The sequence below is a fragment of the Frigoribacterium sp. CG_9.8 genome, assembly GCF_015751965.1.
Taxonomy (GTDB): domain Bacteria; phylum Actinomycetota; class Actinomycetes; order Actinomycetales; family Microbacteriaceae; genus Lacisediminihabitans.
Genome location: NZ_JADOVH010000004.1, coordinates 30,841 through 51,677 on the forward strand (window position 1 = coordinate 30,841; position 20,837 = coordinate 51,677).

Sequence of the window (20,837 nt, forward strand, 5' to 3'; positions counted from 1 at the left end):
CGGTCAGCATTTCGTAAGAGTTGGAGGTCACTCCAGTGCTCGGCGCCTCATACGCTTAGTCGCGTGACCATCGCGCTCGTCGATATTGTGCTGCCGTGCCTGAACGAGGAGGGCGCACTGCCCTGGGTGCTCGCGCGACTGCCGGACGGGTATCGCGCAATCGTCGTCGATAACGGATCGACAGACCGTTCGGCCCAAATCGCCGAAGCTGCCGGAGCCCTGGTCGTGCGTGAACCGCGACGGGGGTTCGGTGCGGCCGCCCACGCCGGATTACTCGCGGCAACGGCTCCGATCGTCACGTTCTGCGATGCTGATGCCTCGATGGATCCCCAGGATCTGGTGCCGCTCGTCGCACTCGTGGAAAGCGGCACAGCGGACCTCGCCCTCGGCCGCCGTCGGCCCACCACCGGTAAGGCGTGGCCGGTCCACGCCCGATTCGCGAACTTCGCCCTGGCGTGGCTCATGCGCCGGGCGACCGGGGTGCCGCTGCACGACCTCGGACCGATGCGGGCGGCTCACCGGGACGCACTTCTCGCCCTCAACCTCACCGATCGTCGCAGCGGCTATCCGCTCGAAATGGTGCTGAAGGCCTCGCGGGCGGGCTGGACGATCGTCGAGAAAACCACCCCGTACTCTCCCCGCATCGGTCGCTCCAAGGTGACCGGCACCATCCGCGGCACCATCGTGGCCATCACCGACATGTCCCGACTGCTGAGGGCAAAGTCCCAGTGACCACGCTCATCATCATCGCCAAGGAGTGCATTCCCGGGCGGGTGAAAACACGATTGCACCCCCCGCTCACTCTCCAACAGGCGGCCACTCTCGCGTCTGCGAGCCTGTCCGATACCTTCCGCGCGGTGAGCGAGCTTGAGGCTTCCCAACGAATTCTGCTGTTCGATGGCAACCTTTTGCCCCTCGGCTCCGAACGCTATGACGTGATACATCAAGTGAGCGGGGATCTGGATATGCGTCTCGGAGCGATTTTCGACGAGTGTGAGGGGCCGACAGTGCTGATCGGCATGGATACGCCTCAGCTGGATGCCGCGATTCTTGCACCGCTTTTCGTTGAGTGGCCCACCGATATCGACGCGTTTCTCGGCCTCGCAAGCGATGGCGGCTACTGGACGATCGCGATGGCCGAGCCCGACGGTTCGCTCATTCGCGGTGTTCCGATGTCTCGCGATGACACCGGTCAGTTGCAGCTCGCGCGCCTGACCGAGGCGGGACTGCGCGTGCGGATGCTTCCCGAACTGCTCGACGTCGACACCATCGACGATGCTGACCGGGTAGCCGCCCTCGCCCCGCACACCGAGTTCGCCCACACCCTCGCGTCGTTCAGAGCAGACTCTGCCATTGTGGAAATCGCCCCGACAACTGCGGCAGATCCGGAATCGAATCGATGAGCGACGCGATGACCGACCCGGCCTTCGCGACCTTCGGATCCGGCGGCGCTGAACCCTACGCCCGCGCCCTGCGTCGTGACGACCAGATGCTCTACCTGCGCGATGTCGATTCCGATTCGCTCACCCCGTCGCGGGCCATGGATGTCTCGCGCTGGAATGACGAGGCGGATGCGGCGGATCTGGGCCTCCTCGAGGGCATCCACGGTGCCGTGCTGGACATCGGCTGCGGACCGGGGCGAATGGTGCGCGCGGCGATGCACCGCGGACTCACCGCGCTCGGCATCGATGTATCGGAGACGGCAGTGGAGATCGCCCGCGAATCCGGCCTGATGGTGCTCAATCGCTCGGTCTTCGAACGGCTCCCCCGCGAGGGCCTCTGGGGTGCTGCGCTACTGGTCGACGGCAATATCGGCATCGGCGGAGATCCGTCTGTCCTGCTCGAACGCTGCGGCGAACTGATCGCTGTCGATGGCGTGATTGTCGTTGAGGTGCACGCGGAGCCGCTGCGCGACCACATGTATGACGGCACTGTTGTCAACATCAGCGGGCACCAGAGCGACGCCTTTCCGTGGGCGGAAATCGGTGAGACCGCCCTGATTCATCGCGCAATGCGGATCGGGCTGCGGCTCGTTCAGTCCTGGGAAATCGACGGCCGGTTCTTCTGCCGTCTCGCAAGAGCGACATAGCCAACCACGGCGAGAGCCGTGATCACCACGATGACCACCCAGGCCAGCACGAGCGCCGGGCCATAATCGAGCGGCAACACCGTGGGGTTTTTCGTGCCGATCGACTTCTTGTAGACCGCCGGCAGCACGATGATCGCGAGGATCGACATCACTACGAGACCAGCTTGCACAATCGCGAGCACCACGATCGGCACCGTGCGCCCGGCCTTGCGAAGCAAGAACGCCACGCCGAAAGTCACCAGCGCGATGATGCCGTCATGCACAATCAGCGCGAGCACGAACCACAGCGCGATGCCGGCGATCTTGATCGGCTTGACGGTGTCAACCAGAACATAGGCGCCGAGCAGCAGCAGCAGCACGCCAATCACCACCAGAGCGGTACGCCACGCCTTTACTGCGTCGATACGCATCAGATCACCTCGAGTTTCGAGAGCCACTTGGTCTGCAGCACCCCTGGCCGTCCCGGCGCGATCATTCGTGCCGGGAAGCCGTGGTCGATGTCGAGTGGCTTACCGTTGACCTCGAGGGCCACCAGCGTCAGGTCATCCTGCGCATACTCGTGTCCCATTTCGGTGACCCGGTAGCCGCCCGCTGACTCCAGGCTGGTGAGACGAAGGTCTTCGTCCGGATGCGCCCCCACGGCGTCCAGCAGGTCTCGCAGGCGCACGCCGCGCCATGTCGCCATCTGGCTCCAGCCCTCGACGCAAGCGATCGGCAGGTCGACGGTGTGCAGGGTCATCGCCTCGAGGTCGGCGCGAGAGTAGGTCGTGACGACCGCGCCGCGGCTCACGGCGAGCTGCCAATCGGCGTCGGTGAGGGCATCCGTGACTTGCGCCGCCCGAGCGGTGCGGTTGACCGGCAGATCGTTCGGACCGACAAAGTTCTTCCGCGGGCCGAAGACGTTGATCCCGTCGAGCACCCGGAACGACTGGCCCGCCGTGAGCGCGACGACTGCCGCCGCCGACACTCCGATGGTCGCCACGAAGCCACGGCGAGAGACCCGTGCCTGCTTCGGGCTGTCAGTTCGGGGACGTGCGCTGTCGATCCAGTCGAAAAGGCGGCCGGTGAGACCGTCGACGCGGCGAGAGATCGGGCCGACGGGCTCGCGGGTCGTCTCGGCGAGTTCGACAGCGACATCCGCTCTGGTGAGAGGCAGATCTTCGTCATCGAGCAGCAGATTTCCCTCGGCGTCGAAACTGCGGGAGCGTGTCCAATAGCGCGAGATCACCGGCAGTTTGACAGCGATGTGGATGGCGAGCGAGCCGATGATGACGAAGGAGAGCGCCCAGTGCGTCTGCTTGAACGGGAAGGGGAACGGATACCACTGGTAAGTGTTGAGCAGCCCTGTCACGATCTGCACCAGCGATGCCGCCACGAAGATCGCAATCGACGCACGTTCGAGGAACCCGACGAAATTCTTGATCGGTGGCGTCTGGAACAGCCCGGGGTAAACCACGTACAGCTTGCCGAGGATGAGCGGGAAGCAGACGATACCGGTGGTGATGTGGAGGCCCTGGCTCACCTGATAGAGCGTCTGGGGCCGGGTGGGGAAGACCATCCAGGGCAGTGGCTCCTGCAAAAAGTGGCTGTATAGCCCGGTGCCGAAGCAGACCAGGAAGGCGATGCCGAGCAGGCGTCCGAGCACGACGGCCATGCGCGGATGCCGCGACGGAGTCGAAAGCACCCGTCGCGTTTCAAGCAGCAGGCGACGCATGACTCAATCAGAGCACCCGGATGCCCTCCGCCGTGCCGCCGAAATCTTACGATTCAGAAACGCCAGTGGCTGCGCCGATCGCTGCGCCGAGTGCGTCGGGACACCAGACGCGCACTGTTCCGGCGGTATTCCGGCAGTATGAGGACCGATGACACTCCCAGCGCCCCACCGTTCTCCCCTCGACTCGACCGTCGTGCCGACCGTCGTGCCAACCGTCGCGGCCGCGGTGCTTGCCGCAGCCATGGCGGGGCTCACCGCATATTCGGTGATCGCGCTCGGCTATTTCGACCGGGCGCATCCCACCGCCTTCATCGCCTGCACGGTGGGGCTGTGGGCTTTATTCATCCTGGCGATCCTCGCCCTTCGTCGCATGAAGACGCGGCCGGCGATCGCGCTCGTACTCATCGGCTCTGCGCTGATCGGTGGTGCGGCCATGGCTGGTCCACCGAACACGAGCACCGATTCGGCGAGATATGCCTGGGACGGCATCGTTCAAAACGCCGGCATCTCACCCTATAAATACCTGCCGGTGGCCGATGCGCTCGCACCTTTGCGCCCCGACTGGCTATTCGCCGCTCCACTTGCGAATGCGGACGGAAGCTACCGGTGCGCCGATCCACGTGCCGACCCGACCTTCTCCCTACCGAGCCACGAGCCGCTGTGTAGCGCTCTTAACCGCCCGAAGGTCCCCACGATCTATCCGGCAGCTGCAGAGATATTCTTCGCCGGAGTTCGCCTGATCACTGGCCCCTCGGCCGAGTATTGGCCGCTGCAGCTCACCGGCCTACTGATGAGCCTCGCCATCACCGCGATGCTCATTGTGGCGCTGAGGCGTCGCAACCTCGATCCGCGCTGGGCCGCACTCTGGGGGTGGAGCCCGATCGTCGCGACGGAGGCGATCACCAACTCGCACATCGACATCCTCGGCACGCTGCTCGCCCTCGTTGCGACGCTGCTGGTCTCCCGCGGCCTGCGCTTTCGCGGGGGTATTGCGCTTGGTGCAGCGATCGCCGTCAAGCTGGTGCCGGTGATCGCGGCTCCCGCACTCCTGCGTCGACAGCCGTGGAAGGTGATCGTGGCCTCGATCGTCGCCTTCGCGGTGCTCTACGTCCCCTATGTCATCACCACCGGCATCGCCGTGCTCGGCTACCTGCCGGGGTACCTCTCCGAGGAGGGCTACAACGACGGCAGCCGTTTCGCCCTGCTCGCGCTGTTCGTTCCGGCATCGGCCTCACTCGTGGTGGCCGCCGTGTTGCTGCTGATCACGGCGATTCTGGTGTGGTGGAAAACGAATCCGGATGCGCCGTGGCTCGGGCAGCTCGTCATGATCGGCACCACGCTGCTCATCGTGTCGCCGCGCTACCCCTGGTACGCACTGCTGCTCGTGCCGTTCATCGCGCTCAGTGGCCGATGGGAGTGGTTCGCCGTGCCACTCGCCCTCACTGTTCGCCTGTTCACTTCGAACCAGGGCGTGTACCAGGCGGCCATCGCGGCGGCCATCGTTGTGATCATTGCCATGGCGCTGTGGCGTACCGGCCCGGATGGACGCGCGCGACTGCGGCATCCGCTGGCCATGCTGCGCGGGGTGTCGCGCACCTAGTCCCCGCCTGCGGCCCACAGCGGAGTTTCCGGATTCGTTCGGCGTGTCGCCCGCAACACGCCGCTGGCGAGCCGCGGCATCCGCCCTCGGCCCCACAGAGTGACCGGATGCCGCTACCGCGCTGGCCGGCGCGCCACGGCCCGGGCACCTCATCCCTGCGCCACGGTCGGTAAAAAGCCCCGTAATTCCGGCGATTTTTGCTGGATGTTTGCTGGGAAACATAACGGAACGGTAACAGCTCGGGCTAAACCCAAACCGTTTGGCGAGGGAGGCCGAACCAATATCCAGAACCGCTTGTCACCACGGACTGGCGAAAACCTAAGGATCACATCATGCGCAAATTCCACAAGGCAACAGTCGGCATCATCACCGCTGGACTTCTCGTTGCAGGCCTCGCCGCCTGCTCAAGCCCCGCAAGCACCGGCGCCTCCTCCGACACGAAGGCCTCGTCGGCTCCCGCGATGCAGAAGCCGCTTGCCTCCATCCCGGCTCTCACCGGTGTCGACACCGCGGTGCTGCTCGACGCGGGCTTCGCTGCCGCGCTCACCTCCCTCGGCCTCACCCCCGGCACCGTCGGCACCGCAACTCTCACCGACGGCAGCCTGCACTTCCCCATCACCGGTGGAAACGTCGACTACTACGACCCGGCCATGAAGCTCCGCCCGTATGTGCAGGGCACAATCAAGCACGAGGGATCCGGCTTCTCGCTGACCGCCAGTGGAACCAAGGTTGAACTGACCAACTTCACCATCGACCCGGGCAAGTCCATCCTGTACGGTGACGTCTCGGTCAATGGCACCTCCGCCGCCACCCAGGTCGACCTGTTCAACCTGTACGGTGGAACCCTCAAGCCGCTCCAGATGGACGGCAACAACGCCATCCTCGAGGGCACCACCGTGCACATCTCGGCTGATGCTGCCGGCCTCCTCAACAAGACGTTCAAGACCGAAGCCGTCAAGTCGCAGCTGCTCGTCGGTATCGCCAAGATCACGGTCATCGCCAAGTAGTAGCGCTGATTCATCGAAGGGCCCGCTGCGCACTGCGCAGCGGGCCCTTCGCCGTGCGGTGTGCACACTGTGCGCAGGGCGGAACCCCGGCAGCTCAGGAGCCGATGAGCCTCGCGCCGTGCACCGGACCGGTCGCCCGCACTACCGTGAGCCGGGCTGCGCTGAGGGCGATCTGCAACTCGAGGGCGGCATCGGGGTCCGCCGCGAGGAAGGCGACAGTCGGCCCGGAGCCCGAGATGATGCCCGCGAGCGCACCGTTCTCCTCCCCGAGCTCGATCACTGCTCCGAGCCGCGATTCGAGATGCAGAGCGGGAGCCTGCAGGTCGTTGTGCAGCACTTCGGCGAGCATGTGCGGATCCCCCGCGCGCAGGGCCTGAAGCACGCTGGCATCCACCTGCGGCTGCATCGAGGCGGGGAAGATGTCCTGTGCATGCCGGTCACGGTGGCGATCGAGTTCGGTGTAGACACGGGGTGTGCTCATGCCGAAGTCAGCGAGCGCAAGCACCCACTGGAAGCTGCCAGCGGCGAGTGCGGGGCTCAACTGGTCGCCGCGACCCGTGCCGATCGCCGTGCCGCCGGTTAAGGCGAAGGGCACATCGGAGCCGAGCTGGGTCGCGAGATCGAGCAGGTCTTCGCGGCTGAGATCGGTACCCCAGAGGCTGTCGCAGGCGAGAAGAGTGGCCGCGGCATCCGCAGATCCGCCGCCCATGCCTCCCGCTATCGGTACGTGCTTCTCGATCTCCAGATGCACGCCCCGGCGATAGCCCGCGCGGTGCGCCAGCATCGTCGCCGCCTTGATCGCGAGATTCGACCCGTCGGTCGCGAGCGCAGAGGTGTCGATCGATCCGGTGAAGGTCACCGAGAAATCGTGCGCGGCTCTCGCCCAGACGTCTTCGTAGAGCGATACCGCCTGATACGCGGTGGCGACGTCGTGGTAGCCATCTTCGAGCAGTGCGCCGACTTTGAGAAACACGTTGATCTTGCCCGGTGCCCGTGCGTGCACCATCTTCGGGGCGGCCGCGGAGGTCATTAGACCAACCTAGCCGAACCCTCGAAGCCTGTTTTACGCCCCGGAGGGGGCACCGGCACGAGCCACGGCGAGGAAGTCCGCGACCGTCAGTTCTTCCCCACGCGCCGTCGGTGCCACTCCGGCCGCTTCGAGGCGAGCGGATGCCGCGGAGCTGTCCCCGAGCAGCACCGAGAGCGACTGCCGCAGCATTTTGCGTCGCTGCTGGAACGCGGCATCCACGAGCGCGAAGGTCGAGAGCCGCTCGGTCTCGGTGCCCGGCAGTTCTCCCCGATCGAACCGCACGAGAATCGAGTCGACGTTCGGCACCGGCCAGAACACCTGGCGGCTGACCTGCCCGGCGGTGCGCCACTTTCCGTACCAGGCCGCCTTGATGCTCGGGCTGCCATAGATCTTGGAGCCCGGATCCGCCGCGATGCGCTGACCGACCTCGGCCTGCACCATCACCAGAGCAGTCTGCAGGCTCGCAAAGTGTTCGAGAAAGTGCAGAAGTACCGGCACCGAGATGTTGTACGGCAGGTTGGCGACGAGGCTCGTCGGGTCGCCGGGAAGCTCGGTGATTGTCATTGCGTCCTGCGTGATCACCGTGAGCGGTGCGCCAGCCTGGAACAGCTCGACAGTGATGGGAAGCTGCGCCGCGAGGCGGGTATCGATCTCGACCGCGACAACGGATGCCCCGGTCTCGAGCAACCCGAGGGTGAGGGAGCCGAGTCCGGGGCCGACCTCCACCACACTCTGGCCGGAGACGATTCCCGCCGCTTTGACGATGCGGCGCACGGTATTTGCGTCGATGACGAAGTTCTGCCCGAGCTTTTTGGTCGGCTGGATACCGAGCAGGTCGGCGAGGTCGCGGATCTCCGCTGGCCCGAGCAGGCTCATGCGAGGTCGGACGAGTCGATGGCCTCGTCGTAGGGTGAACCGAGTTCCGGGGTCACCGGCTCGGCATCCCAGCTCCCGTAGACCAGCTCTGTATTCGAGGTGATCTGGGCGGCCAGCAGCGCGACATCGGTGCCAAGGTGGTCGGCCATGAATCGCAGGGTGGTGGGGATCAGATACGGTGCGTTCGGGCGACCCCGATACGGCACGGGGGTGAGGAACGGAGCATCCGTCTCAATGAGGATCTGGCTGCGCGGCACAGCGCTCAGCGCCTCGCGCAGTGCACCGGCGTTCGTGAATGTCACGGTGCCGGCGAAGGAGAGATACCACCCGTTATCGGCGCAGAGCCTGGCCATGTCGACGTCGCCAGAGAAGCAGTGGAACACCGTCTTCTCGGGCGCTCCGTTGCGTCGCAGGGTCGAGATCACCTCGGCGTGGGCATCCCGGTCGTGAATCTGCATCGCGAGTTGGTGCTTCTTGGCAATGGCGATATGCGCCTCGAAGGAGCGGTATTGGGCGCCCCACCCGCTCTCATCGGTGCGGAAGAAGTCGAGTCCGGTCTCCCCGACTGCCCGCACTCGCGGGCGTGACGCGAGTTGGTCGATCTCGGCGAGAGCGGCATCGAGCTCTCCGGCTGCCTCGTAGCGCGGAGCCTCGTTCGGATGGATGGCGACGGCCGCGAGCATCCGCGGTTCGCGTGCCGCCATCTCGGCTGACCAGCGGGAGGTCTCGAGGTCGCCACCCACCTGCACAACGCCGCGCACGCCGACGCTCGATGCCCGGTCGAGCTGCTCGCGATAGTCCAGAAAATCATCGCCGTCGCCGATTTCGAGGTGGGTGTGGTTGTCGTAAACCCCCACCGTCAGCGGTGACGGGAGCGGCGGATAGCTCAGGTCGCGGATCTTCCCCTGCTGAGACGAGCTGTCGCGGCGCCGGATCGGACCTTGAGATTTCTCCGGTACGGGCATGCCCAAATTCTATCCGGCAGGCCGAACCTCAAGAACGATCTTGCCGAGCCCGTGCCTCAATCCGAGACGTTCGTAGGCGGCCCGCACCCGATCAAGGGGATAGGTCGCGTAGATCGGGATCTCAAGATCGCCGTTTGCGACCAGCCGGGCGAGCTCGGTGAGCACCTCGCGCGGCTCGACCGTCGACATCCCAGCGCCCTTCACCCGAAATTTATTCTTCGCGGCGTAGTCGGTGATGGTGTTGATCCGGTCTTTCGGCACACCGAGCTCGACCGCGACCTTTACGTTGTCGGCGCCGTGCGTGTCGATGAAGGCATCCACGCCATCCGGGACGATTTTTCGGATGCGCTCGGCCAGGCCCGGGCCATAGGCCACCGGAATGGCACCGAGGCTGCGAAGGTAGGCGTGGTTCTCTTCGCTCGCGGTTGCGACGACGGCGGCTCCCGCGAGCACGGCGAGCTGGGTTGCAATGATACCGACCCCTCCCGCTGCGCCGGCGACCACCACGGTGTCCCCGGGCCGCACGTCGACCGCGATGATGCAGGCGCGTGCGGTGGTTCCCGCAACGAATAGGCAGGCGGCCACGTTCCAGTCGACCGCGTGAGGCTTGGGGATCACCCGGCTTGCGTCGATCGTCACGAATTCCGCCTGCGCGTCTCGACTGTCCGAGAAGCCGATGACCTCATCACCGACGCGGGGAAAGTCGACGCCCTCACCGACCTTGGTGACCACGCCGGCAAAATCACTGCCCTGCCCCTCCGGGAAATGGGCGGGGAACGCGTCGTGAAACTGCCCCTGGCGCACCTGAATCTCCCCCGGGTTGATTGCAACGCTCACCACGGAGACCTGCACTTCACGCCGGCCGGGCTCCCGGGCATCCACCTCGACCACGTCGAGCACCTCACTGCCGCCGTACCTGCTGAATCGAACGGCTTTCGGCATAGTGGATTCCTCCCTGTGCTAGCGGGCTGCGGTTAGGTGGAGGCGACAGCGATGTCCGGCTGTTCGATGCGGGGGAAGAGCGAATTGGCGAGCGGCTCGACCGCCGGCCCACCCGTCCACTCGGGGGCGGCACGCACGTCTTGGTCGGTAACCGCTCCGGTGCCGCCGAGGGCCGTCCATAGCGTGGCCGTCGCATCCGGAATCACCGGAGAGAGCAGCACCGCGAGGGTTCCGAGACCGCGCACAATCGTGAACAGCACGGCATCGAGGCGCCCGGCGTTGGCTGGGTCCTTGGCCAGCGTCCACGGCTCCTGGATGGTGATGTAGCCGTTCAGCTCGTCGACGAGAGTCCAGATCGCGGCGAGGGCCTCATGGATGGCCAGACGCTCGATCGCGGCATCCGCCAGCGCCGTGACGCGCAGTCCGGTCGCGAAGATGGCCTGATCGGGACCGGTGAGTTCGACGTCGGTCGGGATGACGCCCCCGCGGTAGCGCGTGACCATCGCGATCACTCGCGAGGCCAGGTTGCCAAAGCCGTTGGCGAGCTCAGCCTGGTAGCGCGCGGAGAGATCCTCCCAGCTGAAGGAGCCGTCCTGCCCGAAGCTGATGGCGCGCATGAAGTAATAGCGGAAGGCATCCACACCGAAGGTATCCGTGATCTCAGACGGCGCGATGCCGGTGAGCTTTGACTTCGACATCTTCTCGCCGCCGACGAGAAGCCAGCCGTGGCCGAAGACTCGACGCGGCACCGGCAGCCCGGCAGCCATCAGCATCGCCGGCCAGATCACCGCGTGGAAGCGGGCGATGTCTTTACCGACCAGCTGCACGGCCGGCCAGCGCCGTTCGAAGTTCTCGGTGTCGGTGCCATAGCCGATCGCGGAGATGTAGTTGAGCAGCGCGTCGAACCAGACGTAGACCACATGGCTGTGGTCCCACGGGATCTGGATGCCCCAGTCGAAGCTCGAGCGGGAGATGGACAGGTCGTCGAGCCCCTGTTTCACGAACGAGATGATCTCGTTGCGCACGCTGTCCGGCTGGATGAAGTCGGGCTGCGATTCATACAGGTCGAGCAGTTTCTGCTGAAAATCGCTCATGCGGAAGAAGTAGTTCTTCTCCTTGAGGATCTCGACCGGACGCCCGTGGATCTTGCACACCAGCTGTTCGGCGAACTCGCCATCCGCACTCTGGATGAGGTCATCGAGCTGCTTGTACTCCTCGCAGCCCACGCAGTAGTACCCCTCGTACTCGCCAGAGTAGATGTAACCATCGTCGTAGAGCTTCTGCAGGAAGATCGTGACGGCCTTCTCGTGCCGCTCGTCGGTGGTGCGGATGAAGTCGTCATTGGCGATGTTGATCGTCTTCAGAAGTGGCAGCCAGGCGTCGGTGACCAACCTGTCGGCCCACTCCTGCGGTGTGGTGTCATTGGCGACCGCCGTGCGCAGGATCTTCTGGCCGTGCTCATCGGTGCCGGTGAGTAGCCAGCTGTCGTCGCCGGCCTGACGGTGCCAGCGGGCCAGCACGTCGGCAGCGACCTCGGTGTACGCGTGGCCGATGTGCGGCACATCGTTCACGTAGAAGATGGGGGTCGCGATGTAGAAAGAGTCGGCAGAGGGCTTAGCGGCGGGCATTGGATAATCCTAATTGGCAGCGGATGCCGGGCGGGTCAGAGTTAAGCGACGTCGTGACTGTTCCTCTGCGGCTAGTGACGCCCCAGGGCTGCGGCCCCCGGCATGACGCGCGGGGGCCGGAGTCCTGTTCCTCTGCGGCTAGTGACGCCCTGCCGCCAGCAGTGACACCGACCCGAAGGTCACGCCTCCCATGCCGGTCACGGTGTCGTACCCCTTCGTGGTCGTGAGCGACGTGTCCTGGTCGAGGCTGATCAGGTAGCTGTTTCCACTCGTCGCACTCGTGTAGACCAGTGCCCCGGTGGGATGCTGCGGAAGCACATCCCGGAACGCTGATGGCAGGATCCGGTCGATCCCATACAGCGTCGGGTTGGCAAACCCGATCGAGGTATTGGTCGCCTGCTGCACGATCGCGATCTGCGCCGCGGTGAGCGGCGAGGCGAGCGAGGTGCCACCGTAGGTTTCACGCTGGAATGACCCCACCGCGAGTGTTGTGTCATCAATAATCGGGCGGATGCCGACCGAGAATCCGGTGTATGGATCCGCGAGCGCCGCAATATCCGGTGAGACACGGAAGCCGTGGGAGAGCGAGGGCGAAACGACGCCGCGCTGGTATTCCGGAGCGGGGAAGACGGCACTGGTGCCACCACCTGCACCCCCGAAGAATGCTCCGGGCAGCGGCGAGAGATACGCGGTTCCGGTCGGATTAATCTTGTCACCCGCGGTTCCCCATCCGGTCTCGTAGGCAATGTGCCCGGCCTGGGTGATGCCGAGGCTCGTGCCACCCACTGACGTGACATACGGGGAGGATGCCGGGAAGTCGGGCGACGCATAGCCGAGGTTTGCGACCTCGTCACCACTGTCTCCACTGGAAAAATACAGTCCGATACCCTCGCCGGCGGCTTGGATGTGCAGGTTTTGTGCCCCCTTCAGCGAATCAGTGGGGATGGCTTCTCCGAGGTTGCCGTAGCTATTAGTGACGATGTTCGCGAGTTTGTTGTCGAGGATCGTGGAGAGCGCGACATCCAGCCCACCACCGCAGTTGAACCCGCCAACATAGAGGATCTTCGCCCCGGTCGCGATCCCGTGCACTGCTTCGACGTCGAGAGTCTGCTCTCCCTGCCATCCGCTCGGAAAGCCGCACGCCGCCTGGTCGACAAACTTGTCGGGGGCCGGCACGATCTGCGAGTAGTTTGCGGACGTGAGCTTCGGCTCACCGAGTGCCGCCGAATAGGTATTCACGTCGTCCAGAATGGACGGCGAGGCGTAAGCGTCGATGATCGCGACAGTTTGACCCGCACCATTCACACCCGACTTGGCAAGTGCGTCGACCCCGTAGGCAGAGCGCAGCTGTGAGGGGACATAGCCGCAGTTATACGTACCGAAGGTGGTCTGACCGTAGGCAACCGGGACGGTCACGGTGTTCTCTCCGGTATAGGTAGAGCACTTTGCAGCGATAGCCGAGGGTGTCGGAGCCTGGCGGCCGAGCACTTCGGCACCACCCAACTTCCCACCCTGCTTGATGGAGTCGATGTGGGTCAGAAGCTTCGACTGGTCGATGTTGACTCCCGAGACCTTCCCCGCGAGAGGCGCGGGCACAGAGGGAGCGCTTGACGGAGCTGCGAGTACGTGCCCCGAGTAGTTGTAGTCGTGCAGGGTAGTGGCGAAGAGTGATCCAAGCTGGGCGGCCGTACCTCGAAACACCACATATTGGTGACTGTCCGGTACCGCACTGATGGTGAGGCCCTGCGCGGTGAGTGAAGCAACCACAGCGTCGCTGTCCGCTTTCGTCGGTGAAAATCGCTGGATCCATGCCTTCGGCGGGAGAAACTGGCGATATCCGCTGGCACCCGGAGTGGATGCTGCGGTTGCGAACGCCTCAGCTCCTGCTTGGTCCCGAAGCGGGAGATAGATTTCCCCTTCGACTGTCGTATCGGTGGCGGTGGCGCCGACGTCGTTGGAGGCCGTTGCCCAGCGGGGTACCGAGTCGGGAAAGGACTCACGGCCGGCAGCCGACGCAGCCGACGCGCCGGAGAGAGACAGTGCGATTACGGTAGTGGCTGTTGCCACGAACCCCAGTGTCCTGCTAGTAACCAGACTTTTGCGCGAACCGAATATTCCGCGAGAACCTTGCCGTTTGCCCGTGCAATTGTTCACGTTGTGAAACCTTCCCCGATGAAGAATGACCGCGCCAGAAACAGGCACAAATGCGACAGTAACCCCGCTCGGCTACCCGCACTAAAGGGATTTACGTGGAATTTACACACAACGCAAAAATCCTGCGTCTGCAATCATTTTCGAGCGCAGGATCTGGCCGAATCGCACAAAATACCGCAGGATCAACCGCGCTAAATTAGAGCTGTCGCCCACATTCTCGGCGGCAGCAGATCCTCTCGCTGCGCGAACTGCTGTGTGACCCCGGTGCGCTCACTAATTGACGCTGATCGGCCACCACTGAGTAGCCACCACTGATCGGCCACCACTGAGTAGCCACCACTGATCGGCCACCGCTGAGTAGCCCCACTCAGTAGCCACCACTGAGTAGCCCCACTCAGTAGCCGCGCGTAACCCATTCCGCGAGATGGGGTGCCTCGGCGCCGATCGTGGTCGAGTCACCGTGTCCGGTCAGTACCCGCACCTCTGCCGGTAGCGGCAACAGCCGCTCGGTGATGGAGGCGATGATCGTGGGGAAGTCACTAAACGTGCGACCGGTGGCTCCCGGGCCCCCGTTGAACAGGGTGTCACCCGAAAACAGGGTGAGTTCACTCTCGAGGTAGAGGCAGGTGGAGCCCGGAGTGTGACCCGGGGTGTGGATTGCTCGCAGTGATACTCCCGCGACCTCGAACCGGTCGCCATCGTTCAGTTCAGCATCCGGAGCGTCGTTCGGGAACACAGCGTCCCATAGCATCCGGTCGAGAAGGTTCAAAAAGATGCGCGGGGAACCAACCAGAGACGCGAATTCTCGGGATGCGCTGATGTGATCGTTGTGACCGTGAGTGAGCAGCACTGCAACGACTGCGCGGCCCGCTACCGCCTCGGCGACCTGCACAGCGTTGTGGGCGGGGTCGATCACGATCACCTCGCGGTCGTCGCCCAGAATCCAGACGTTGTTCTCGAGCTCCCAGGTGCCGCCGTCGAGCGAGAAGGTGCCCGCTGTAATCAGGTTTTCGATGCGGAAGTGGCCGGTGCCAGAGCCGCTCGCGGTGTCGCCCATCAGAGCACCACCACCGAGCGCAACACCGTGCCGCTGTGCATTTTCTCGAACGCCTGCTCCACATCGCCGAGGCCGATGCGCTCGGTCACGAACGCGTCGAGATCGAGGTTGCCCTGCTTGTAGTGACTCACCAGCATCGGGAAGTCGCGGGATGGAAGACAGTCGCCATACCAGGATGATTTGAGGGCTCCACCGCGGCCGAAGACATCGAGCAGCGGCAGCGTGATCACCATGTCGGGGGTTGGAACGCCGACAAGCACTACCGTTCCGGCCAGGTCGCGGGCGTAAAAGGCCTGAGTAAATGTCTCGGGGCGTCCAACGGCGTCGATCACGACATCCGCTCCATTACCACCTGTGAGGGCACGGATAGCCTCGATCGGATCGTCCTCGCGAGAGTTCACCCCGTGAGTTGCGCCAAGGGTGCGGGCCAGTTCCACTTTACGGGGATCGATGTCAACGGCAATGATCGTGGTCGCACCAGCAAGTTTTGCCCCCTGAATCGCCGCGATACCCACCCCGCCGCAGCCGATCACGGCCACCGAGTCTCCGCGGCCGATGTTTCCGGTGTTGATGGCGGCGCCGATACCGGCCATGATTCCACAGCCGAGCAAGCCGACCGCAGCCGGATCGACATCCTCATCAACCTTCGTGCACTGCCCCGCCGCGACGAGGGTCTTCTCGGCGAAGGCGCCAATGCCGAGCGCGGGCGAGAGCTCCGTGCCGTCTTCGAGCGTCATTTTCTGGGTGGCGTTGAAGGTGTTGAAACAGCACTGCGCCTGACCTCGACGGCAAGCCCGGCAGTCGCCGCAGACGGCCCGCCAGTTGAGGATGACCCGATTCCCCACCACCACGTTGGTGACGTCGGGGCCGATCGCGGCAACGATTCCGGTGGCTTCATGGCCGAGCAGGAATGGATAGCTGTCGCTGATGCCGCCCTGCTGGTAGTGCAGATCGGTGTGGCAGACGCCACAGGTGAGGATGTCGACGAGGGCTTCCCCCGGTCCCGGATCGGGCACGAGAATCGTCTCGAGGGTGAGGGGCGCATTCTGTGCGCGGACAACGACGCCCTTGACACTGTGGATCATGGATCGCCACACTTTCTGAATCGAGTGGTTACGAGTCAAGCAGATTTCTCAGACCGAAACGGCAATCCTCACACCGACGCTATCCCGCTGGCGCCGACAGCTCCCACCGCGGATATAGTTCGGCGAGTCCAACCGGCACCCCGTAGACGATCGCGTCGGAGCGATGCCCGACACCCGGTCCGATGAATCGACGGGTGGTCATCCCCGCAGCTGTCGCGGCAGCCTGTGCCCGGTCGGCCTCTGCGCCGTAATAGTGATCGTTCGCTCCGCTGGTGAAGATCGCCAGCATGTCGGAGTATCGGGTGCGCGCCATGATGTTGAGCGGCTGTTCTGCGTCGAAACGGCTCTGATCACCTCCGAAACCGGATTTCAGGGTGTTCTCCGGTGAACCGAGAGACGGACCGATCTCTCCCGAGACATCGAGAATCGAGCCGAAGGTACCTGGATATTGAGCCCCGAACGACAGCGCACACTCCCCACCGTTTGAGTACCCGCCAATCGCCCAGTTCGTGCGTCCCACAGCCACATGGAGGGAATTGCGCACGTAGTTGAGCACGTCGTTCATTATGTAGGTGTGCACGTTGCCCTGTGCCGAGTCGATGCACAGCGGGTTTTGCGTTGGGCTTCCGATCTGGTCGATTGTGAGCACGATCGCGCCAAGTCCCCGGTTGACCGCAGCCATGGAATTGAGGGTTGGCAAAAACTTGCTGCTGTAGTCCGGGCCACCCGGCTGCCCCATCATCATGATCAGGATGGGCAGAGCGGGAGGATTCGTGACCAGGGCGGCCGGTGGCAAATATAAATAGGCGGGTCTGGCCACGAAGCCCGACGCGGTGTTCGGAATCACAACCGTTCCGAACTTGCCGGTGGCCGGCATGCCAGCCGGGGCAACCCAGCTCTGCCAGAGGGGCTTGGGCGGCGCGGGCGGAGTAGTGCTGGTCGCTATCGGATCCGGAGTTGGAAGCGGAGTTCGGCTCGGTAAAGCGAGCGGATGCCCGGTCTCGATGTTGAGCAGGGACGCCACGGTGGTGTTGAGACCGTAACTCGCGTTGATGCCGAGGGAAGCGGTAACGAGAAAGAGCACTACTGCGACGCTGGCGATGACCTTGCGCCACCATCGTGATTTCCAGATGTTGAAAACCGCGATGCCAGCGGCCGCAAACGCCGCGGTGACCCAGACGTGCGTGTCGAGCTCAATCGGCGTCCCAAACAGGTTGAGCACCACTTCACAGATGACGATTGTCACGATCGCTGCTATCGCGCCACCCAGCGCCGACAGGCCGAGGCCGCCGATCCACCGACGCAACAACGGTTGGTTGCGTGGCACGTCGCCGTCTGGAAGCCGAGGCGGCATTCGACGTGACACCAGGTAGACCAGCATGGCGAGGCTGGCAACGACGAGAACCGTGACGACGGTCCCGTCAACGATGTTTAGCAGAAGTATCGTATTGATGGTGCGGTGGCTTTCCCTCGGCCCCACAATTCGGGCAATCGCAAGATAGCGTATGAAACTCAGCGTGCCTTGAGCGCGCCCTCGTAGAGATCCCGTTTGCCGAGGCCCGTGGCATCCGCCACCTCGGATGAGGCGTCCTTGAGCTTCGCCCCGCCCGCCACCAGTGCCTGCACTTGGGCGATCCCGGAGTCGAGGTCGATCTCCTGTACGGCACCACCCTCGATAACGATGCAGATCTCACCCTTCACCCCCGTTGCCGCCCATTCGGCCAGCTCGGCTGCGGTGCCCCGGCGCACCTCCTCATAGAGCTTGGTCAGTTCGCGGCAGACGGCAACGCGGCGATCGGGCCCGAAAGCCGTCACGATATCGCCGAGAGCATCCGCCAGGCGATTCGGCGACTCGAAGAACACCATGGTTCGCGGTTCCCGTGCCAGTTGGCGCAGCGAAGTGAGTCGACCCTTGCGCGGCAAAAAGCCCTCAAAGCTGAAGCGGTCGGTGGGCAATCCGGAGAGCGCGAGGGCGGTGATCACCGCCGACGGACCGGGAAGCGCCGTCACGGTAACGCCGGCGGCCGCAGCGGCGGTCACGATGGCGAATCCCGGGTCGCTGATCGCCGGCATTCCGGCATCGGTAAGCACGAGTACATCCGTGTCGCGAGCGAGTTCGGCGATCTCCGCCGCCTTCTCCACCTCGTTGTGTTCGTGCAGGGCAATCAGCCGCGGACGGTTCTCGATGCCGAGGGCTCGCATGAGGTGAATGGTGACGCGGGTGTCCTCGGAGGCGATCACTTCGGCATTACCGAGCGCCTCCACGAGTCGTCTGGATGCGTCGCCGAGGTTTCCGATCGGTGTCGCGGCGAGGATAATCACCCGCCAATCATTGCAGCGAACTCTCGTTACCATTGCACCTGTGACCAGACTCGATGCAGACGGTAACGCCGAGGTCGGCACCGCTGTTGGCGTTGCAACCGGCACCCCGACAGCCACGGCGCCATCAGCGAACCGCGTCGAACCGAGCGGCACCCGGCTCGACGCCTGGTGGGGCCGACTCCTCACCATTCCCGGCGCGCAGCGATTTTGGTACTGGGGCGGGCCGATCGCTGTCACTCTGCTGGCCGCGGTGCTCCGACTCGTGCGCCTGGGGGACCCGCGTTCGCTGGTGTTCGATGAAACTTTCTACGTCAAGGATGCCTGGACACTTCTCAACCTCGGCTACGAGGGGTCCTGGCCCGATAACGCCGACCGGGCTTTCAACGCCGGCGACGTCAGCGCCTTCACCACGAGCGGATCGTATGTCGCGCATCCGCCTCTCGGCAAGTGGATGATCGCCCTTGGTCTGCGCGTGTTCGGTGCCCAAGACACGGTCGGCTGGCGGATCAGCACGGCGATCGTCGGCATCCTGGCCGTATTCCTGCTGGTGATTATCGCGCGTGCGCTGTTCCACTCGACACTGCTCGCCACCATCGCCGGCGGGCTATTCGCGATCGATGGACACGCAATCGTTATGTCACGAACTGCGCTGCTCGACAATTTCGTGATGATCTTCACCCTCCTTGGTTTCGGGGCGATTCTGCTCGACCGTTCACAGAGCGCAACACGCCTGTCGCTCTGGCTCGCACGCCGAGCGGACGCCGGCCGCGGCATCGACTGGGGCCCGGCAATCTGGTGGCGGCCCTGGCTGCTCAGCGCGGGCATCCTGTTCGGAGCGGCCAGCGCCGTCAAGTGGAGCGGGCTCTACTTTCTCGCAGCCTTTGCCGTCTACTCGCTGGTCGTGGATGCTTTGGCCAGGCGCGCAGCGGGCATCCCATTCTTCATCACCGGCACGATCGTTAAACAGGGGCCGATCACCTTCCTGCTCACCATCCCCCTCGCGCTTGCCACTTATCTCGCCAGCTGGACCGGGTGGTTTGTCACGAAAGGCGGCTATTTCCGCAACTTTGCAGATACACCGGGCAACGCTGCGACCGGGGTTTTCTCCTGGGTGCCGCACTCGGTGCAGAGCTTTTTCCACTACCAGTCCAGCGTGTACGACTTCAACGTCAACGAAAATAGCGCGCATCCGTACTCGGCCAACCCGTTCGGCTGGCTCTTCCTGCTGCGCCCCACGGCCTTCTACTACGTCGGCCAACCCGAGGGACAGGGTGGATGCAGCTACGCGAGTTGCGCGCAATACGTCACGTCCATCGCCAACCCGATTCTGTGGTGGGCGGCGACCGCAGCCCTGTTCTACCTCGTTTACCGGCTCGTACGCTATCGGGAGTGGCGGGTCGGGCTCATTCTCATGGGGATGGTCGCTGGCTACCTCCCGTGGCTCCTCTACTCCAACCGCACCATTTTCCAGTTTTATGCGATCATTTTCGAGCCGTATCTGATCCTCGGGCTCGTCTTCGTGATCGGGTTGATCCTCGGCAGACCGGATGACTCCACCTACCGCCGAACCCGCGGGATGGCTCTGGTGGCGGTGTTCCTGTTCTTCGTCGTGCTACTCAGCGCCTTCTTCTATCCGGTCTGGACCGGCATGCAAGTGCCGGAGCTCTTCGCTCGACTGCACTACTGGCTGCCCGGCTGGCGGTGACCCCGCTGCGCTGACGGCGTCGGCGAGAGCGAGCAGTTTTTCGAGGGTTCCGGATCGACGATCGCGCAGGGTAGAAATGCTCGTGATCAGGAACATGATGATGAACGGGAACAGGGCGAGCATTGCCGGCCCGACCCAGTTGAAGACCGGGGTGTTCGAAAACAGCCGAGCCATCAGACCGATGAGAAGACTTGGTACCACGAGCAGGAGCACGAAGAAGGCTGCCTCTGCGCTAGTGGTGCCAGTCTTTTCCAGGAGTCCGTCCGGTGTTTCGTCGGCGAGGATCACCCCGCGCCGCATGAGTATGAACCGGTCGCAGCGGGTCGCTTCGTCCGTGATGTGGCTGGAGATCAGAAGGGTAGTTCCTCACAGTGATCGTGCCAGAGGCGACCTTCTGCACACCGACTATCGCCCGCATGAGGGTGCTCTTGCCGCATCCACTTGGTCCGAGTATTCCGATCAGGGCACCGGCGGGAACCGAGAGTGTGACCGAGTTGACCACTTCGCGCGACCCGCGGGTGACATGCAGATCCACGATCCGGATCGCCGCGCCGGGATAAGACATTCCTAGACCGCGGAAATCACCATCTGGGTATGCACTCCATCATGTGATGAACTATCAACCGGCGATTGCCCGCCTGTCAATAGCCCCGACTGTCAAGA

At 64.0% G+C, this 20,837-nt stretch carries 20 protein-coding genes; 6 read left to right on the forward strand and 14 right to left on the reverse strand.

Features of this window, described 5'->3' with window-relative positions; all coding sequences use genetic code 11:
* The first annotated feature begins 63 nt into the window (after window positions 1–63).
* Genes IWX88_RS09460 through IWX88_RS09470 form a run of 3 tightly spaced genes read left to right on the forward strand, consistent with a single transcriptional unit; the run spans window position 64 to window position 2,089 of the window.
* On the forward strand, window positions 64–732 hold the full coding sequence (locus tag IWX88_RS09460) for a glycosyltransferase family 2 protein (RefSeq protein ID WP_196829690.1): 669 nt from the start codon (window positions 64–66) through the stop codon (window positions 730–732).
* A complete protein-coding gene (locus IWX88_RS09465; protein ID WP_196829692.1) occupies window positions 729–1,403 on the forward strand; it encodes a DUF2064 domain-containing protein in 675 nt (224 codons plus the stop codon). The genes IWX88_RS09460 and IWX88_RS09465 overlap by 4 nt, the downstream gene beginning before the upstream one ends.
* A complete protein-coding gene (locus IWX88_RS09470; RefSeq protein WP_196829694.1) occupies window positions 1,400–2,089 on the forward strand; it encodes a bifunctional 2-polyprenyl-6-hydroxyphenol methylase/3-demethylubiquinol 3-O-methyltransferase UbiG in 690 nt (229 codons plus the stop codon). The genes IWX88_RS09465 and IWX88_RS09470 overlap by 4 nt, the downstream gene beginning before the upstream one ends.
* On the opposite strand, the gene IWX88_RS09475 is transcribed toward IWX88_RS09470, so the two are convergent.
* A complete protein-coding gene (locus IWX88_RS09475) occupies window positions 2,035–2,499 on the reverse strand; it encodes a hypothetical protein (RefSeq protein WP_196829697.1) in 465 nt (154 codons plus the stop codon). The genes IWX88_RS09470 and IWX88_RS09475 overlap by 55 nt on opposite strands.
* Window positions 2,499–3,803, reverse strand: a complete 1,305-nt coding sequence (locus IWX88_RS09480; protein WP_196829699.1) for a molybdopterin-dependent oxidoreductase — start codon at window positions 3,801–3,803, stop codon at window positions 2,499–2,501. The genes IWX88_RS09475 and IWX88_RS09480 overlap by 1 nt, the downstream gene beginning before the upstream one ends.
* 148 nt (window positions 3,804–3,951) lie before the next feature.
* Between IWX88_RS09480 and IWX88_RS09485 the strand changes: the two genes are divergently transcribed.
* Complete coding sequence (locus tag IWX88_RS09485) at window positions 3,952–5,403, forward strand: glycosyltransferase 87 family protein (RefSeq protein WP_231369131.1); 1,452 nt, start codon at window positions 3,952–3,954, stop codon at window positions 5,401–5,403.
* 332 nt (window positions 5,404–5,735) lie between these two features.
* The gene (locus IWX88_RS09490; RefSeq protein WP_196829701.1) at window positions 5,736–6,410 is read left to right on the forward strand and encodes a hypothetical protein; all 675 of its coding nucleotides are present in this window, start codon (window positions 5,736–5,738) and stop codon (window positions 6,408–6,410) included.
* 94 nt (window positions 6,411–6,504) lie between these two features.
* Here IWX88_RS09490 and IWX88_RS09495 read toward each other — a convergent pair whose 3' ends face one another.
* From IWX88_RS09495 to rsmI, 10 genes are all read right to left on the reverse strand, one after another.
* Complete coding sequence (locus IWX88_RS09495) at window positions 6,505–7,440, reverse strand: 4-(cytidine 5'-diphospho)-2-C-methyl-D-erythritol kinase (protein ID WP_196829703.1); 936 nt, start codon at window positions 7,438–7,440, stop codon at window positions 6,505–6,507.
* 33 nt (window positions 7,441–7,473) lie between these two features.
* Window positions 7,474–8,316, reverse strand: a complete 843-nt coding sequence (gene rsmA / locus IWX88_RS09500; protein ID WP_196829705.1) for a 16S rRNA (adenine(1518)-N(6)/adenine(1519)-N(6))-dimethyltransferase RsmA — start codon at window positions 8,314–8,316, stop codon at window positions 7,474–7,476.
* Window positions 8,313–9,281: a TatD family hydrolase gene (locus IWX88_RS09505; RefSeq protein ID WP_196829707.1), complete on the reverse strand. Its 969-nt coding sequence runs from the start codon at window positions 9,279–9,281 to the stop codon at window positions 8,313–8,315. The genes rsmA and IWX88_RS09505 overlap by 4 nt, the downstream gene beginning before the upstream one ends.
* Before the next feature lie 9 nt (window positions 9,282–9,290).
* The gene (locus tag IWX88_RS09510; RefSeq protein WP_196829709.1) at window positions 9,291–10,223 is read right to left on the reverse strand and encodes an NADP-dependent oxidoreductase; all 933 of its coding nucleotides are present in this window, start codon (window positions 10,221–10,223) and stop codon (window positions 9,291–9,293) included.
* Between the two features lie 32 nt (window positions 10,224–10,255).
* Entirely contained in the window at window positions 10,256–11,851 is a 1,596-nt protein-coding gene (metG, locus tag IWX88_RS09515; protein ID WP_196829710.1) for a methionine--tRNA ligase, read from the reverse strand.
* 138 nt (window positions 11,852–11,989) lie between these two features.
* Entirely contained in the window at window positions 11,990–13,918 is a 1,929-nt protein-coding gene (locus tag IWX88_RS09520; RefSeq protein ID WP_370568286.1) for a protease pro-enzyme activation domain-containing protein, read from the reverse strand.
* A 481-nt stretch (window positions 13,919–14,399) separates the two neighbouring features.
* Complete coding sequence (locus IWX88_RS09525; RefSeq protein ID WP_196829712.1) at window positions 14,400–15,062, reverse strand: MBL fold metallo-hydrolase; 663 nt, start codon at window positions 15,060–15,062, stop codon at window positions 14,400–14,402.
* Window positions 15,062–16,147 carry an S-(hydroxymethyl)mycothiol dehydrogenase gene (locus IWX88_RS09530; protein ID WP_196829714.1) on the reverse strand — a complete coding sequence of 362 codons (1,086 nt, stop codon included), beginning with the start codon at window positions 16,145–16,147 and terminating at the stop codon, window positions 15,062–15,064. Before IWX88_RS09530 ends, IWX88_RS09525 begins: the two co-directional genes overlap by 1 nt.
* 79 nt (window positions 16,148–16,226) lie before the next feature.
* A complete protein-coding gene (locus IWX88_RS14255) occupies window positions 16,227–17,627 on the reverse strand; it encodes an alpha/beta hydrolase-fold protein (RefSeq protein WP_196829716.1) in 1,401 nt (466 codons plus the stop codon).
* A 32-nt stretch (window positions 17,628–17,659) separates the two neighbouring features.
* Entirely contained in the window at window positions 17,660–18,469 is an 810-nt protein-coding gene (gene rsmI / locus IWX88_RS09540; RefSeq protein ID WP_196829718.1) for a 16S rRNA (cytidine(1402)-2'-O)-methyltransferase, read from the reverse strand.
* Between the two features lie 40 nt (window positions 18,470–18,509).
* Between rsmI and IWX88_RS09545 the strand changes: the two genes are divergently transcribed.
* The gene (locus IWX88_RS09545) at window positions 18,510–20,174 is read left to right on the forward strand and encodes a dolichyl-phosphate-mannose--protein mannosyltransferase (RefSeq protein WP_370568287.1); all 1,665 of its coding nucleotides are present in this window, start codon (window positions 18,510–18,512) and stop codon (window positions 20,172–20,174) included.
* Here IWX88_RS09545 and IWX88_RS14260 read toward each other — a convergent pair.
* Both IWX88_RS14260 and IWX88_RS13910 read right to left on the reverse strand, forming a co-directional pair.
* Window positions 20,082–20,474: a hypothetical protein gene (locus IWX88_RS14260; protein ID WP_370568288.1), complete on the reverse strand. Its 393-nt coding sequence runs from the start codon at window positions 20,472–20,474 to the stop codon at window positions 20,082–20,084. The two genes, IWX88_RS09545 and IWX88_RS14260, sit on opposite strands and share 93 nt — an antisense overlap.
* A complete protein-coding gene (locus IWX88_RS13910; RefSeq protein ID WP_231369134.1) occupies window positions 20,407–20,739 on the reverse strand; it encodes an ATP-binding cassette domain-containing protein in 333 nt (110 codons plus the stop codon). Before IWX88_RS13910 ends, IWX88_RS14260 begins: the two co-directional genes overlap by 68 nt.
* Window positions 20,740–20,837 lie beyond the last annotated feature (98 nt).